The organism is Steroidobacter denitrificans, from assembly GCF_001579945.1.
Lineage (GTDB): Bacteria > Pseudomonadota > Gammaproteobacteria > Steroidobacterales > Steroidobacteraceae > Steroidobacter > Steroidobacter denitrificans.
The window spans coordinates 376948-391209 of the sequence record NZ_CP011971.1 but is presented as its reverse complement, the minus strand read 5'-3'; the positions used below and the strand labels follow the sequence as shown (position 1 = coordinate 391209).

The 14262-nt window shown below is 62.9% G+C and carries 12 protein-coding genes, 1 other RNA gene and 1 riboswitch; of the genes, 5 read left to right on the top strand and 8 right to left on the bottom strand.

Going from position 1 to position 14262, the window contains the following annotated elements:
* Positions 1 to 7: 7 nt before the first annotated feature.
* The 5 genes from ftsL to rsmI all read right to left on the bottom strand — a co-directional run bounded on the left by ftsL (position 8) and on the right by rsmI (position 3631).
* Complete coding sequence (gene ftsL / locus ACG33_RS01675; RefSeq protein ID WP_083536345.1) at positions 8 to 286, bottom strand: cell division protein FtsL; 279 nt, start codon at positions 284 to 286, stop codon at positions 8 to 10.
* Positions 283 to 1212 (bottom strand): 16S rRNA (cytosine(1402)-N(4))-methyltransferase RsmH, encoded by a 930-nt coding sequence (gene rsmH, locus ACG33_RS01670; protein WP_066918165.1) that lies wholly within the window; start codon positions 1210 to 1212, stop codon positions 283 to 285. The genes ftsL and rsmH overlap by 4 nt, the downstream gene beginning before the upstream one ends.
* Before the next feature lie 9 nt (positions 1213 to 1221).
* Positions 1222 to 1677: a division/cell wall cluster transcriptional repressor MraZ gene (gene mraZ / locus ACG33_RS01665; RefSeq protein WP_066922674.1), complete on the bottom strand. Its 456-nt coding sequence runs from the start codon at positions 1675 to 1677 to the stop codon at positions 1222 to 1224.
* Positions 1678 to 2167: 490 nt separating this feature from the next.
* An RNA gene (gene rnpB, locus ACG33_RS01660) (RNase P RNA component class A) lies at positions 2168 to 2547 on the bottom strand.
* A 124-nt stretch (positions 2548 to 2671) separates the two neighbouring features.
* Positions 2672 to 3631: a 16S rRNA (cytidine(1402)-2'-O)-methyltransferase gene (rsmI, locus tag ACG33_RS01655; protein ID WP_083536344.1), complete on the bottom strand. Its 960-nt coding sequence runs from the start codon at positions 3629 to 3631 to the stop codon at positions 2672 to 2674.
* Between the two features lie 204 nt (positions 3632 to 3835).
* Between rsmI and ACG33_RS01650 the strand changes: the two genes are divergently transcribed.
* From ACG33_RS01650 to ACG33_RS01640, 3 genes are all read left to right on the top strand, one after another.
* Positions 3836 to 5779, top strand: coding sequence for a penicillin-binding protein activator (locus ACG33_RS01650; RefSeq protein ID WP_066918163.1), 1944 nt, complete (start codon positions 3836 to 3838; stop codon positions 5777 to 5779).
* A gap of 30 nt (positions 5780 to 5809) precedes the next feature.
* Entirely contained in the window at positions 5810 to 6178 is a 369-nt protein-coding gene (locus ACG33_RS01645) for a YraN family protein (protein WP_066918161.1), read from the top strand.
* A gap of 67 nt (positions 6179 to 6245) precedes the next feature.
* Positions 6246 to 7022 (top strand): ABC transporter ATP-binding protein, encoded by a 777-nt coding sequence (locus ACG33_RS01640; protein ID WP_066922670.1) that lies wholly within the window; start codon positions 6246 to 6248, stop codon positions 7020 to 7022.
* A 6-nt stretch (positions 7023 to 7028) separates the two neighbouring features.
* On the opposite strand, the gene ACG33_RS01635 is transcribed toward ACG33_RS01640, so the two are convergent.
* Positions 7029 to 7799, bottom strand: coding sequence for an inositol monophosphatase family protein (locus ACG33_RS01635; RefSeq protein WP_066918159.1), 771 nt, complete (start codon positions 7797 to 7799; stop codon positions 7029 to 7031).
* Positions 7800 to 8020: 221 nt separating this feature from the next.
* Positions 8021 to 8215, top strand: a riboswitch (cobalamin riboswitch).
* A 133-nt stretch (positions 8216 to 8348) separates the two neighbouring features.
* Here ACG33_RS01635 and ACG33_RS01630 point away from each other — a divergent pair.
* Positions 8349 to 10295 carry a TonB-dependent receptor plug domain-containing protein gene (locus ACG33_RS01630; protein WP_066918157.1) on the top strand — a complete coding sequence of 649 codons (1947 nt, stop codon included), beginning with the start codon at positions 8349 to 8351 and terminating at the stop codon, positions 10293 to 10295.
* Between the two features lie 171 nt (positions 10296 to 10466).
* Complete coding sequence (locus tag ACG33_RS01625) at positions 10467 to 11054, top strand: cob(I)yrinic acid a,c-diamide adenosyltransferase (protein WP_066918155.1); 588 nt, start codon at positions 10467 to 10469, stop codon at positions 11052 to 11054.
* On the opposite strand, the gene ACG33_RS01620 is transcribed toward ACG33_RS01625, so the two are convergent.
* The gene (locus tag ACG33_RS01620) at positions 11044 to 12693 is read right to left on the bottom strand and encodes a hypothetical protein (protein WP_083536343.1); all 1650 of its coding nucleotides are present in this window, start codon (positions 12691 to 12693) and stop codon (positions 11044 to 11046) included. The two genes, ACG33_RS01625 and ACG33_RS01620, sit on opposite strands and share 11 nt — an antisense overlap.
* 303 nt (positions 12694 to 12996) lie before the next feature.
* Complete coding sequence (locus tag ACG33_RS01615) at positions 12997 to 14229, bottom strand: L,D-transpeptidase family protein (protein WP_210399135.1); 1233 nt, start codon at positions 14227 to 14229, stop codon at positions 12997 to 12999.
* Positions 14230 to 14262: the final 33 nt, after the last annotated feature.

Below are 14262 nucleotides of genomic sequence, written 5' to 3'. Positions count from 1 at the left end.
CGCCGCGTCATTCCTCGCGTTTCACGATCCGGACCTCATCCGGACGGGGAATGATCATGCGCAGCGCGCCGCGCGCGGTCTGTTCGACGCGCCCATGCGTGGACCACGCGCTCTGCTCGAGTTTCAACTGCCCCCACTCGATGTCCAAGGCATCACGTTCAGCATTGAGCGACTGCAGCTGAATGAACAGGCTGCGCGCCTGATGCTTGCTCCACACCACCGCGATCGCGGAAGCGAACAGCAGACACCATAGTGCGGCGAAACCCATACGGCCGGCCACGTTCATGCCGCCACCCGTTGCGCCACGCGCATGATGGCGCTGCGCGCCCGCGGATTGCGGGCGATCTCGGCCTCCGAAGGATGCACGGCACGGCCCAGGCGGCGCAGTTTCGGCCGTGCATGCGCCGGCACTTCCGGCAGACCGGCATAGAGCGGAGCTTCCTGCGAGTGAGCCTGCATGTACCGCTTGACGATCCCATCTTCCAGGGAATGAAAACTGATGACGCACAGACGGCCGCCCGGCGCGAGCGCCGTCAGGCTGCCCTCGAGCGCGGCGCGAATTTCCTCGAGTTCGTCATTCACGTGAATGCGCAGCGCCTGAAACGTGCGCGTCGCCGGATGCTTGCCGGGCTCGCGCGCCGGCACCGCCGCCGCCACGATGTCAGCCAGCTGCGCAGTACGCGTGATCGGTGCTTCGCGCCGCGCCGCCACGATCCGGCGCGCGATTCGCTTCGCGAAGCGTTCCTCCCCGTACGTGCGGATCACCCGCGCGATCTCATGCTCCGGCGCGCGCGCCAGAAAGTCCTGAGCGCTCGCGCCCACGCGATTGTCCATCCGCATATCGAGCGGACCATCCTGCGCGAAGCTGAAACCACGCTCCGCATCGTCGATCTGTGGAGAAGAAACTCCGAGGTCAAGCAGCACGCCGTCAAATCTCCCGGCCAATCCCATCTCCGCGACCACCGCGGCCAATCTGGAAAAAGGACTGTGCACCAACGTCAGCCGTTGATCCGCCGCGAATCTATCGCGCCCGGCACGAATCGCCTCCGGATCGCGGTCGATCGCGATGAGCCGGCCCTCCCGGCCCACTCGCTGCAAAATTCCCGCACTATGCCCACCCCTGCCGAAAGTCGCATCCAGGTAGCATCCGCCGGGGCGAATATCGAGGGCAGCCAGTACTTCATCGAAAAGCACTGGCGTGTGTTGCAACATCGCGCCGCGCTACAACGACAGTGTTTCGAGTTCTGGTGGCAGTGCTTCGGCTGTCTCGTCGACATTCATCCACTGCTCACGGCATTCGTTCCAGTGCGCTTCATCCCACAGTTCGAAACGGCTTCCTTGTCCAATCAACATCGCAGCACGCGATAGACCCGCATACTCGCGCAGACTCGGGGGAATCAGCACCCGGCCGCTGTTGTCCAGATCCAGATCCGTGGCATAGCCGATCATCAGGCGCTGCAAACGCCGGGCGACCGGGTTCAAACTCGGCAGGCGACGCAGCTTCAACTCGATCTCTTCCCAATCCGGCAACGGGTAGATCAGCAGACAGCGGTCCGACCGGTCCACTGTCGCGATCAATCGTCCGTTCGAGCGGTCCATGATGCGTTCGCGATAGCGCGTCGGCATGGCCAGCCGCCCCTTGCTATCCAGAATCACTTTGTTGGCGCCGCGGAACATCATCGGTCGGTTCGTTTTGTAAGGATTCTAGGGACGCAGCACCCTTGGCTGACCCTGGAACCCATTCATTCCCACTTTTTCCCACTGAGTTGCACTATAGGGAGCGTGAAACCCGCAAGTCAAAAATTTCTGAGGGATTTCCCGTTTTGCGACAGTGACTTAGCACCAGGAATCGGATCCCTGGCGGGATCGCCCGAAAGCGACTTAACAGAAATCATGGGCTTATGAAGTGTTCTTTATGTAGGAATGCACGCTTGATAAAAGGCCTCGCCCTGTCGCCTGTCTCTCCTGAAAAACCCGCTTGAACAGATTGTGCGCAAAAACGATTCGATACCTGGAAAACGAGGTATCGCCTTTGGCGATTACGGACGCGTGGTGGACGACCCGGACGTTTGCACGGGCCGCCGCGGTCCGGCGGCGGAATGCCCCGAACAGGCCATGAAATCAGGCCATGAAATCAAGTCATGGAAATCATGCGGGGAGAAAAATAAAATGGAGTCGGCCGATAAGCCGGGTTTTGTCGAGGGCAATCATTCATCTGGGATGCACGTTACCGCGCACCTCAAGCGACCTACCCGGGAGCCTGTGCGGGCCGCACGTGCGACCCACTCCTGAGAATGGGCTGCTTGCTCCCCTATTTGGTCTTGCTCCGGGCGGGGTTTGCCGTGCCGCCGAGTGTTGCCACCGGCGCGGTGCGCTCTTACCGCACCCTTTCACCCTTACCGGCGCCGTCACGAAAACAGCGCTTAGGCGGTTTGCTTTCTGTTGCACTTTCCGTGGGCTCGCGCCCCCCAGGTGTTACCTGGCACCTTGCCCTGGGAGCCCGGACTTTCCTCCACGCTTGCGCGCAGCGATTGCCTGGCCGACTCCAGGGTCTATGGTGGGCGCTGCCAGCCCCGGATACAAGCCCTTTCGCTGCGTGCTGCCAGGTATTCGCCTTGCTGGTCCCGGCAATGATCGGCCGGCCCGGGCACGAGGCTTTGCTTCCCGCGGGTCAACCGCGTTCCCGCATCGCCCGCTCATACAGGTCGCTGCGCCTTTCCCCGGTCAGGCGCGCTGCGATCTTCGCGGCCTGCGATGGCGGCAGCTCTTCCAGCAAGACACGCAGAAGCCGGTCGGTATCCGGTGTCCGTGCCGATGAAATCCCGGGATTGCCGCCCACGACCAGTACGATCTCACCCCGCGACATGTCGGCATCCTCGTGGGCGCGCCGGCTCAATCCGGCCAGTGTATCCGTATAGGTCGTCTCGAAACGCTTGGTCAGCTCACGACTGATGCTCGCCGGCCGATCCGCACCCAGGATCTCACGCATGTCGTCCAGCAGTTCCCGCAATCGATGCGGCGCCTCGTAGAACACCATGGTGCGCTCCTGCGGCGCCAGCCGCTCCAGCCAAGCGCGCCGTGCAGCCCTTTTGGAGGGCGGAAAACCCTCGAAACTGAACCGGTCGGTGGGCAGGCCGGCAACGCACAGTGCAGCGATGGCCGCACACGGTCCCGGCACCACCACGATGCGGGTGTCCTGTTTTTTCGCCGCGGCGATCAGATCGAAGCCGGGATCGCTGATCAGCGGCGTTCCCGCGTCCGAAACCAGCGCCACAGACTCGCCCCGTGCCAGGCGCCTCGCCAGTGCCTCGCTTTTACGCGTTTCGTTGTGCTCATGCAGGGAGGTCAGCGGCGTATGGATGCCGCAGGCCTGCAACAATTGCCGAGTGTGCCGCGTGTCTTCCGCGGCGATCAAATCCACGCCCGCCAACACTTCTTTCGCCCGTATGCTCAGATCCCCGAGATTGCCGATAGGCGTGGCAACCACGAACAGCACCCCGGCATCCGTGGATCCGGAAACGCGGCTGGACAAGGACTGCGAGACATCCAGCGGATCGTCAAAACCCGGGGCGTCCCGCACCTCTGAAGGCGCGGGACGCTGCTCGAAGGCTGGGGGGACAGAGCATGACATGATCAAAAATTCCCCAATTCACTGGATTTATGCATAAATCAGCAGGCAACAGCGGCGATCATGCTGTCTTCCACTTACTCTCGCGGCAGGGCTCCACCGGCAAGGTGGAGTACGCCCGAACGCCGGGGCAGGCACTCGGCACTATAATGGACGAGCCGATTCTCGTAAGCCCGTGATTGGATCGCGGCGCCGGAGCGCAGTCAGATGCCGAGACGTTCGAAATCCATTCCGCTGGACATTCCAGTCTGCGTTGCGGCGCTCCTGCTCGCGCTGCTCTCCGCCTGTTCGACGGCGCCGAGCCAACCGCTGCGCCTGGGCGCCGAGAAGCAGTCCAACCAGGCGGAAAAACTGTCGCGCGAGGGCAATCACGACGAGGCTGCCCGGATTTACGAGGCCCTGGCCGCGCAGTCTTCCGGCGAATTGCGTGATCGCTTTCGGCTGCGCGCGGCGCGCGAGTACATACATACCGGTCAGCCGGAGCGCGCCCGCGTATTGCTCGGGCAGGTGAATGCCAGCCTGCCGACCGCAGATTTCATCCTGCGCGCACAAGTCGCTGCCGAACTCGCGCTGCAAGCCGGGCGTCCCCGGCAGGCACTGGCCGAATTGGAACGTATCCCGCAGCCCCTGCCCCGCGATGACGCCGGCGACATCCTTGCTCTGCGCGCGCGCGCCTCGTTTGCCGACAACCGTCCAGCAGCCGGCGTGGACGCCGCTCTTGAACGCGAACGCGGCATGCTCAGCGAGACGCAATTACGCGCCAATCGCCGCTTGATTTGGCAGGGCTTACAGGAAAGCGCCGCCGGCAATGCCGACTTCACGCCGCCAGCGGGTGCCGGCGCCATCCTCATTGGCTGGCTGGAATTGGGGCATGCGGCACTGGCTGCAGCAAGAAACCCGTTTACCGCGAAAGAAGGGCTCACCGACTGGCGCAGACGCTATCCGGGCCATCCCGCCAACTCGTTCCTGAACGAAGAAATACTGCCCCAACTCGGCGTAGGACTGGATTATCCGGCGCACATCGCCTTGGTACTCCCTCTGTCCGGACGCCAACAGGCCTTCGGCATGGCGGTGCGCGACGGATTTCTCGCCGCCATGCTGCAGCAGGATCCTGCACGTCGGCCGATGCTGAATGTCTACGACACTGCGCAGGCGGATGCAACGACCGCTTATCGCCGCGCCATTGCCGATGGAGCGCAGTTCATCGTCGGCCCGCTGACCAAGGACGAGGTCGCAGCAGTGGCAGCATCGGCAGCAACATCCGTGCTTACCCTGGCCCTGAATCAATTGCACGGTCAGGCTATCGCGCCCTCCCTGATGTTCCAGTTCGCACTCGATCCCGAGGACGAAGCGCGCCAGGTCGCTCAACGAGTCATCGCCGATGGCCGGCCGCGTGGACTCGTGCTGATGCCGAACAATGAATGGGGCCGCCGCGTGTTCGGCGCCTTCGATCTGGAACTCAAGGCACGCGGCGGCGCAATAGCAGGCGTACGCTTCTACGATCCTTCGCAGCGTGATTTCTCGCAGCCCATCACGCACCTGCTGCTGGTCGATGAATCGCGCGCACGTGCCCAGGCACTCGATGCTCTGCTGGGAACGCGCCTGCAATTCGAGCCTCGTCGGCGCGGCGACGCGCAGTTCGTGTTCATCGGTGCGCAGCCTGTACAAGGCCGCTCGCTACGGCCTGCACTGCGATTTCACCTCGCCGAGGATTTACCGGTGTATGCCACGTCGGATATTTTCGAACCCGACGTCCAGGCGAACGATGACCTGGAAGGCGTGATATTTCCGGATATGCCTTGGGTCATTTCTCCCGACGCGGTCTCCACCCAGTTGCGCGACGCCTTGAACCGCTACTGGCCGGTGCGCGCCCGCGGACGCGGGCGTCTGTACGCTTTCGGCTTTGATGCCTATCGGCTCGTACCTTTGCTCAAAGCCGGAAAGTTCGGACAGACGCAGGTGATTCCCGGCATGACAGGATCCCTCTCCATCGATACCGAAGGACGCGTGCATCGCGGACTCGACTGGGCTCGGGTGTCGAACGGACGCCCGGTGGCGCTCGGCAGCGGGCACATCGGCGCAACGACAAGCGATGACACGCGCAGAACGGCGCCGCGCACGGCTGATGTTCTCGCGGCTCCATCCCTTTGAATTCTGCAGCCAGCAATCCCGGCAAACCGCATGGACAAGCGCCGCCGACAAGACACCGGACGCCACGCCGAGGATACGGCGCTTGCGTATCTGCAACGTGCCGGACTGACTCTCGTCATCCGGAATTATCGATGCAAGGCCGGAGAAATCGACCTGGTGCTGCGCGACGGCGCCACCCTGGTGCTGACCGAGGTACGCTACCGGTCCGAGGCCCGTTTCGGAAGCGCCGCCGCCTCAGTCACCTGGCGCAAGCAGCGGCGCCTGGCAAATGCCGCCCGGCATCTGCTGCTGACCCACCCCGAATTAAGATGCCATCCGGCCCGTTTCGATGTGATCGCGATCGACGGCCGCATACCGGGCAGCACGATCGACTGGATCAAGAATGCCTTCAGTCTTTGAAGAATCCCGATTCCGTTGCGAAGCTTCCTTGCGCCGGTCCGGCGGCCGAAATCAGCTGGCGCAAATCATGAATGCCGCATCGGCGCTTTTGACATGCCATCGGCTCACCGTGGAAGTCGCCGGGCATCCCCTTGTGCATGAGTTGGAACTCTCCGTCCATGCGGGAACGATGACCTGCATCCTGGGCCGTAACGGCACCGGCAAAACATTGACCTTGCATACTCTTGCCGGCCTGCGCGCACCCGCCGGCGGTGAGATCAAGATCGGTACACAGCGGATCGACACGTTGTCGCGTCGTGAATTGGCGCTCAGCCTGGGGTTGCTGCTGCAAGGCACCGAGGATCCTTTTCCATCGAGCGTGCTCGACACCGTGCTGGTCGGGCGGCATCCGCATATTGGTTTCTGGGCGTGGGAAAACGAAAATGATCGCGTGGCTTCGCGGGCGGCACTGGCGGCCGTCGGCATGGAATCGTTCGCGCAACGCGATGTGGCGACCTTGTCGGGCGGGGAGCGCCGCCGGGTCGCGATCGCCAGCCTGCTGGCACAGAATCCCGACTTGTTCCTGCTGGACGAGCCGCTCAATCATCTCGATCCGCATCACCAGATGGATGTGCTCAAGCTGATGAAGGAACGCACCCGCGCCGGTCATGCGGTGATGATGAGTCTGCACGATGCCGGCCTGGCGGCACGTTTCGCCGATCATGCGCTGTTGCTGTTCGGCGGCGGCGAATGGTTGAGCGGTCCAAGCCGCGAAGTGCTCACCGAAGAGACGATCTCACGCTTGTATGGGGTACCGGTGCGCGAGATCGCCTGGGCTCAGGGGCGGACTTTCGTCGTCGCCTGAAGATGCTCAAGTCTCCCCCAGGCTGGCGAGTACCTCTTCGTGCAGCCTGGCGTTCGTGGCCACCACCGAGGTAGTCTGAAGCGTCGGCGCCCGTCCCTGCAGATCCGTGAAGCGGCCACCGGCGGCCTCGACGATGACCGCGAGCGCAGCAATATCCAGGATATTCACATCGGATTCGATGACCACGTCGATCTTGCCCGCGGCCAGCAGATGATAGTGCAGAAAGTCCCCGTAACCGCGAATACGGCTGGCGCGCTCGACCAGTCGTCCATAACGAGCCCAGCCCGGACCGGCGGCCAAGGTCTTGAGATTCCCACCTGAAATCGCGCATTGCTCGATCGCGTCGATCTCGCTGACCCGGATCGGACGACCGTCGAGCCAGGCGCCCTCGCCGGCTTGGGCATAGGCGATCTCGCCATATACGGGCGCGGAGGACACGCCCACGATCAGATGCCCGCGATGCATCAGCGCGATCTGGGTGGAAAAGAAAGGATATTCGCGCACGAACGCCTTGGTACCGTCGATCGGATCGACCAGCCAGAGATAATCGGCATCGATCGCGCTCTGCCCTGTTTCCTCGCCGTAGAAGCCATGATCCGGGAAACGCTCGCCGATCAAGCCGCGGATCACCTTCTCGGTCTCCACATCCGCCCGGGTAACCGGCGACTTATCGTCCTTGAGGACGACTTCGAGATTACGCTGATAGTAGCGACGAATGACATCGGCGGCGGCGCGCGCCGCATCCAGGGCGGCGCTCAGAAAAGGGGATTGATTCATATGTTCTCATGATACGCGCGGCTCGGATCCGGAAGAAGCCTGCCGGGTAACGGCCTGTCGGTATGGCGGCATACCCGGTGCGCCGCCCGGAGAACGTGCACTTTGCGGATATCCTGCTGCGAACCTCGCCGACACCCCGCAAGTTGACGAGCGCAATGGTTTGGCTTCATCATCCACTGCAGCGACAAGTTCCCCGCGACGAGAACGCCGCGCATCGCCTGTAATACAGGCCGGTGCTCGGCATTCCCCAGGGATTCAAATGGGAACCGGGTCAATACCCGGGCTGTCCCCGCAACTGTAAGTGGTATGCCGTGCGTCGATGAACCACTGGATTTCACGGGCCTCCGTGATCCGGGAAGGTGACGCGAACGGACCCAGCCACGAGCCAGGAGACCTGCTTGCCGCAGTCGTCCATCGAGCAGCCGGGGTGTGCTGCGAGAGCGGGAGTTCCCGAGTGGCGACCTGTACATGGCTCGCGCTCGCGACGAACCATGTGGTTGCGTTCGTTGCGGAGCTCTGCCCATGCATATTCCATACTCTCTACACCCTATGGCGTCGGCGTGTACCCTTGTTGTTTTATCCACGTTTCTGCTGTTCCTGCCGCCGGCCGTATCCGTAGCCGCAACTGCCCCCGAACCTCGCACACTGGATCGAGTCGTCGTCACCGCCAATCGCATCGAACAACTGCAATCCGGTATCGGCGATTCGGTCACCGTCATCGAGCCGGATGAGATCCGCTCGAGCCAGCGCACCATGGTGGCGGATCTGCTGGCAGCCACGCCGGGCGTGGTCGTGTCGCGCAATGGCGGTTTCGGCGCGGTGACCTCAGTGCGCATTCGCGGTGCTGAAACCGATCAGACCGTCGTACTGATCGACGGCGTCAAGCTGAATGACCCTTCCTCCGTTGGCGGCGGTTATAATTTCGGCCATCTGCTCGCGAACGATGACGCGCGCATCGAGATATTGCGCGGCCCGCAATCCACACTATGGGGCAGCCAGGCGATCGGCGGCGTGGTAAACATCGTCACCTCCGTACCGGAAGGTCCGTTGTCGGGATCCCTGTCTGCCGAAGGCGGTGCGCGCGGCACGGCGGCGCTCAACGCACGCGCCGAGGCCGGCGGCGAACGCTTCGCCTGGCGCATCGGCGGCAATTATCTCACCACCGACGGCATCTCCTCATTCGACAAAAGGTTCGGCGGCAGCGAAAAAGACGGCTATCGCAATGTCGGCTTCAACGTGCGCGGCCTGCTCAAGCTCAGCGCCGCCGCCTCGGCCGAGTTACGCTCCACCTGGAGCAAGGGAAGGGCGGAATTCGACGGCTTTCCGCCGCCTGCGTACGGCCTGGCCGATACCGGCGAATACGGCTATCACGAAGAACTGGTGGCCTATGCAGGCCTCAATCTCACCGCTCTCGACGGCCGGTTGTCCAACCGCTTCGGATTTGCGTACACCGACACTGACCGCGAAGACTTCGATCCAAGCAATCCGTACCCGAAAACCTTCGACGCTACCGGCCGTAACGAGCGCTGGGAGTACCAGGGCACGCTGCTACTGAACGAGCGCTGGGACGCGGTGTTCGGACTGGAATCCGAGACCTCGCAGCTCGAAACGATCTCTGCGCCGAGCGACTTCGATCCGAATCCGGTGCCCATGAAAAACGACGTCCGGCTGGACAGCGCCTACGCGCAGCTCTCGACCACGGCGCTGAAAACCCTGACCTTGACCGCCGGGTTGCGTTACGACGACCACGAAACCTTCGGCGACTCCACCACCGGTCGCGCCGCACTGGCGTGGTCGATGACGCCCACGACCCTGGTGCGCGCCAGCTACGGCGAGGGTTTCAAGGCGCCGACGCTGTACCAATTGTTCAGCGACTACGGTAACGAAGCGCTCGCCGCCGAGAAGGCCGAGGGCTGGGACGCGGGTATCGAACAGCGGCTCCTCGACGGCACGCTGGTCGTCTCGGCAACCTACTTCAGCCGCGATACCAACAACATGATCGACTTCGTTTCCTGCTACGGTAACGCCGATCCGCGCTGCGTCACGCGACCTTTCGGCTTCTATGACAACCTGCAGAAGACGACCGCGGACGGCGTGGAGTTAGGCTTGGCCGCGCAACTCGGCGAGCGCCTGCGTTTCACGGCGAACTACACCAGTCTGGATGCGCAAAACGCGACCCGGAGCGACGCCAATTTCGGCCGGGCGCTGGCGCGCCGTCCCAAGCAAACCGCCAACGCCAGCCTGAGCTACGCCTGGCCGATCGGATTGACGACCACCGTGGCCGTACAGCATGCCGGCCGAAGCTTCGACGATCCGGCCAATACCATCGTGCTGGATGACTATACCTTGGTCGATCTGCGCGCCACGTATGCCGTCACTCGCACACTCGAGATCTTCGGCCGACTGGAAAACGCGTTCGACGAAAAATACCAGACCGCCGCGGGCTATGGATCGATCGGCCGCGGCTTGTTCGCCGGTATTCGCCAAGCCTTCTGAACGCCAGGCCTTCCGAGTATCTGAGTACATGACGGCCGACCGGGCTCCGGCAACGACCGGCCGGATCCCGAGGCCGCTTCGGCCATCAGGCGGCATGGCTTGCAGGCCGCTTGCAAGCGAGGCAACGTAATGCATTCCGGCGCAGACCGCGCCGCCATCGGAACTGCTTCAATGGGAAATCGTCTCAGCAAGATCTATACGCGCACCGGCGATCGAGGCACGACCGGCCTGGGAGACGGCACGCGCGTCGCCAAGACCCATGCGCGCATAGAGGCCTATGGAGCCACGGATGAAACCAACAGCGTGCTGGGGATGGTACTGGCCGTCCCCGGACTGCCGGCGGAGATCGTGGAATTATTGACCCGCCTGCAGCACGAACTTTTCGACCTGGGGGGCGAATTGGCGGTGCCGGGCTATCGCTGCATCACTGCCGAACACATCGCCCGCCTGGAACAGGCGCTGGACCGGCTGAACGCGCCCTTGCCGGCGTTGAAGGAATTCATCCTGCCCGGCGGAGGACCCGCGGCCGCAGCCTGTCATCTGGCCCGTACGATCGCGCGCCGTGCCGAACGGCGCGTATGGCTCTTGGCGCAGAATGAAAGTATCGCCGCCGAAGTGCCGCAGTATCTCAACCGTCTGTCGGATCTGTTGTTCGTCGTGGCGCGGGTCTTGGCCCGCCACGAGAATGGCACGGAGGTGCTCTGGAATCACCAGCGCAAGCCTCGCGGTGCGCGGCACGACGAGCCGGTCAAAGATTGACCGCATCCATGCGTCGCAGGCGAATCGTCACTTCATGCTCCAGCTGATGGGTGACGATCAGCGAAGCCTCCAGCCGGTTGACGAGCACCGGGCGCACTCGCGCCGCCCTATGAGCCACTGAATGAGTGATCATGAAACTGTGATACTCGCCGGGCCGGGTTGCTGCGAATTGCACCAGGATATTCACCTCGCGCGGCGTTCGACCGGCCACGTTGATCCTGTCATCGCAAATCACCAGGAAGGATTGATCGAACGGCACGCTGGCGAACGCACCGGCGCCGCGTAGTTCGCCCAGGAACGTACGGACCTGCCGGGTCACCGGCCCCCAAGCCGAAGCATCATCCTGCACAGAAAGGCACCAGCGCGTCCCCCGTTCGATCGCATTGATCGTGAACAGCGCCAGGCGCCGCTGCGCCAGATAGGATCCGTCGGGAGAAGCGCTCGCACCGCAGGCGAGCGTACGCAACGGCAGCCGCTCCCGCGGCACGCGTCGCACGGTCTGCAGCACGTTCACGCCATGCGCGGCAAACAGCCAGCGATCCGCATCGTCGATCTCGTGCGACAGCTTCATGCCGGCACGCAGCAGAGGTTCGGGCTCCTGGGACGTCAACGCGGCTGAGACCGCATCCCCGGAACGCGACAACAGGCCGGCGACCGCCCCGCCGTTGCCAAATGTCTCGAGGCGGCCACGCAGCCGATCCATGGCAGTCACGCGCGGATGAAACATCACGGCATTGTCACTGCGCAGTTCGATATGCTTCAGTGCCCGCGCCATATCTTTCGTCCCCATCCAATTCGCCGGCGGATCCACGATCAGCATCGCGCGCCGCTCTCGGCAAAAGCGCGCTGCTACCAGCAAGGTGCTGATGCCGACCTCGGCGGTCCGCGTCAGGGGAGGGACGTGAAGGAAGGCCAGTTCATCGACCTCCGCCAGTGCAAACAATCCCGAGCGGCGCACGGCCGAACCGATGACATCGTAGTCGCTGATCGGCCGCCCATCGTCACCGTCCGGACTGGAGCTGACATAGCCGACCGGCAGGTTGGTACCCGGCATCAGGGTGCGATCCGGACGTGCCGCGGGCACTTCGCCATGCACTCGTACCAACGCCGAATCTTCGAGTACGGTTGCCACGAATCGCGCCGAGTCGGCGTCGATCGTCAGGCCGCGAAATGTTTCTTGTTCCTCGATCCACTCGGAACCCGGTGCTCTCACCCGCTGAATCACCAGGTTGAAACGCCGTGTGTCGAGCGCGTCGATCTGGTCATAGTCGACCGCGGCGCGCAGGAACTCCCGTGTTCCCGGCGCGCGCGCCTCCAGGATCAGACGCTCGCGGCCGCAGTTCAGCGTCAAGCTGACCGGTCGAGCACCATTGGCGATTCGCACGACGATCGCCTGTTGCCCGCCCTGCTCGAAAAAATGCTCGAGTGCGTATGACAAAGTACTGGGCTGCCATAGGCCGCCGAAATACCGCTGGAAATCGGCAAAGCTGCGTACCAGGATCGGCTGATTCAGCGGGCCGCGCAGACAGCGGCCGACAAAGGCCGTCAACAACGCACAAGCCCTGGGTATGGGCTGCTGCGCGCCGGGTGTTTCCACGACCTGGATATCTGCGCACGAAGCGAGCTGACGCCCGGGCACGAGAGCCCTCCCGAAATTATTGTGTGCAGTAACTTAGCACACGACACGGGTACCTACAGAGTGCAGACGGCGCAAATGAAAGGAATCCGGACCGGCGATGCATACGGCCGTGAAAAACGTCGGGATACTTTACGATCCTTGCCCAGCCATGCATTTCTCTCGATGCATCGACCTGAAGCCATATCAAATGGGAACCGTCCCGCCCATGATCCTTACCCAGCCATGCATTTCTCTCGATGCATGGCTGGGTAAGGATCATGGGCGGGACCCTCATCCGTGAGCGGGATCCTGACGAAGCAAGCCTCAGTGCGAACCTCCGGCGGGCAGGCTGTTCGCGGCTCGACCCGCAGAGGATTCTGCTGCCGGCGGCTGCTTCGGCAAGGGTGTACCGGACAACGCCGCCTCGAACTCCTCTGCAGTCACCAGCAATTCGTCCCTGCCGTCCCAGTTCGCTCCTTCGGGCAGGCGATTCTCGACCTGCCGCGCATCGGCAAGGAACGCATCGATCGCCAGATCGGCACGCGACACCGGCAGCGCAATGCCGCGCGCCTGTTCCACCACTTCGTCCACCCGCGCCAGATTCACGACCGCACCGTACTCCTTGATCTTTTTCCACATTCCATCGGTAATCGCTGCGTTCATCAGCACACTCGCCTCATTGGGATGCTTGCGCCCATCATCTTCCAGGATGGGAAATGCCTGTGCATACAAAGCATCGCCGTGCCAGCCGAATACGAACGGCTGGTTCACGACGGTGACCTTGGTACCGACCGGAATCGCTTCGAACAGTTGCGCGATGTCTTCCGGGTAAAAACGGATACAGCCATGGCTGGAACGCATTCCGACGCCGTAAGGCTTGTTGGTTCCGTGCATGAGATAGCTTGGCCAGCCCAGAGTCAGCTTATGCGCACCCAGTGGATTATCGGGACCGGGCAGTACGCGCGCGGGCAGCGGATCGCCGGCTTTCGCGTGCTCCTTGCGTACCGAGGCAGGCGGAATCCAGATGGGGTTCCTTTGCTTCAAGGTTACCTTGGTCGTACCCAGCGGCGTCGACCAGCCGACCTTGCCGATGCCGATCGGATGCGTAATGACCGTCTGCAACACCTCGTCCTTCCGGCGTCTGGGATAGTAATATGCACGCAACTGCGCCAGGTTGATCACCACCCCCTCGCGAGGCGCCTTCGGCAGCACGAACTGCGTCGGCAACACAATCGCACGGCCTTCGCCAGGCAGCCAGGGATCGACACCCGGGTTCGCCCGCACGATTTCCTCATAACCCAGGTTGAAACGTCGTGCGATATCGGAGAGCGTGTCCTCTCCCTGCACGTGGGTGATCTGCAACACCCCGACCACGTCATCGAGCTTGGGATCGAAGTGGAATTGATGAGTCGCCGCCGGCGCGTATACCTCGGGTTTGGACGGCGGGATGAGTGCTGTCGCGGATTCCTGCGAGTACATGAGCTGACAGCCGGTAAGTCCCCATGCTGCAACGAGAACGACAGCGAGAACGCTGACACGGCGGATCGACGTATTCATGAACCGATTATGACCCGATTGCCGGCGCTGGCG

What these genes read in the sequence shown, in the direction of transcription:
- ACG33_RS01650 (WP_066918163.1), top strand. Translation starts at nt 3,836, where the DNA reads ATGCCGAGACGTTCGAAATCCATTCCGCTGGACATTCCAGTCTGCGTT.
- ACG33_RS01625 (WP_066918155.1), top strand. Translation starts at nt 10,467, where the DNA reads ATGGGAAATCGTCTCAGCAAGATCTATACGCGCACCGGCGATCGAGGC.
- ACG33_RS01645 (WP_066918161.1), top strand. Translation starts at nt 5,810, where the DNA reads ATGGACAAGCGCCGCCGACAAGACACCGGACGCCACGCCGAGGATACG.
- mraZ (WP_066922674.1), bottom strand. Translation starts at nt 1,677, where the DNA reads ATGTTCCGCGGCGCCAACAAAGTGATTCTGGATAGCAAGGGGCGGCTG.
- rsmH (WP_066918165.1), bottom strand. Translation starts at nt 1,212, where the DNA reads ATGTTGCAACACACGCCAGTGCTTTTCGATGAAGTACTGGCTGCCCTC.
- ACG33_RS01640 (WP_066922670.1), top strand. Translation starts at nt 6,246, where the DNA reads ATGAATGCCGCATCGGCGCTTTTGACATGCCATCGGCTCACCGTGGAA.
- ACG33_RS01615 (WP_210399135.1), bottom strand. Translation starts at nt 14,229, where the DNA reads ATGAATACGTCGATCCGCCGTGTCAGCGTTCTCGCTGTCGTTCTCGTT.
- ACG33_RS01630 (WP_066918157.1), top strand. Translation starts at nt 8,349, where the DNA reads ATGGCGTCGGCGTGTACCCTTGTTGTTTTATCCACGTTTCTGCTGTTC.
- ACG33_RS01635 (WP_066918159.1), bottom strand. Translation starts at nt 7,799, where the DNA reads ATGAATCAATCCCCTTTTCTGAGCGCCGCCCTGGATGCGGCGCGCGCC.
- ftsL (WP_083536345.1), bottom strand. Translation starts at nt 286, where the DNA reads ATGAACGTGGCCGGCCGTATGGGTTTCGCCGCACTATGGTGTCTGCTG.
- rsmI (WP_083536344.1), bottom strand. Translation starts at nt 3,631, where the DNA reads ATGTCATGCTCTGTCCCCCCAGCCTTCGAGCAGCGTCCCGCGCCTTCA.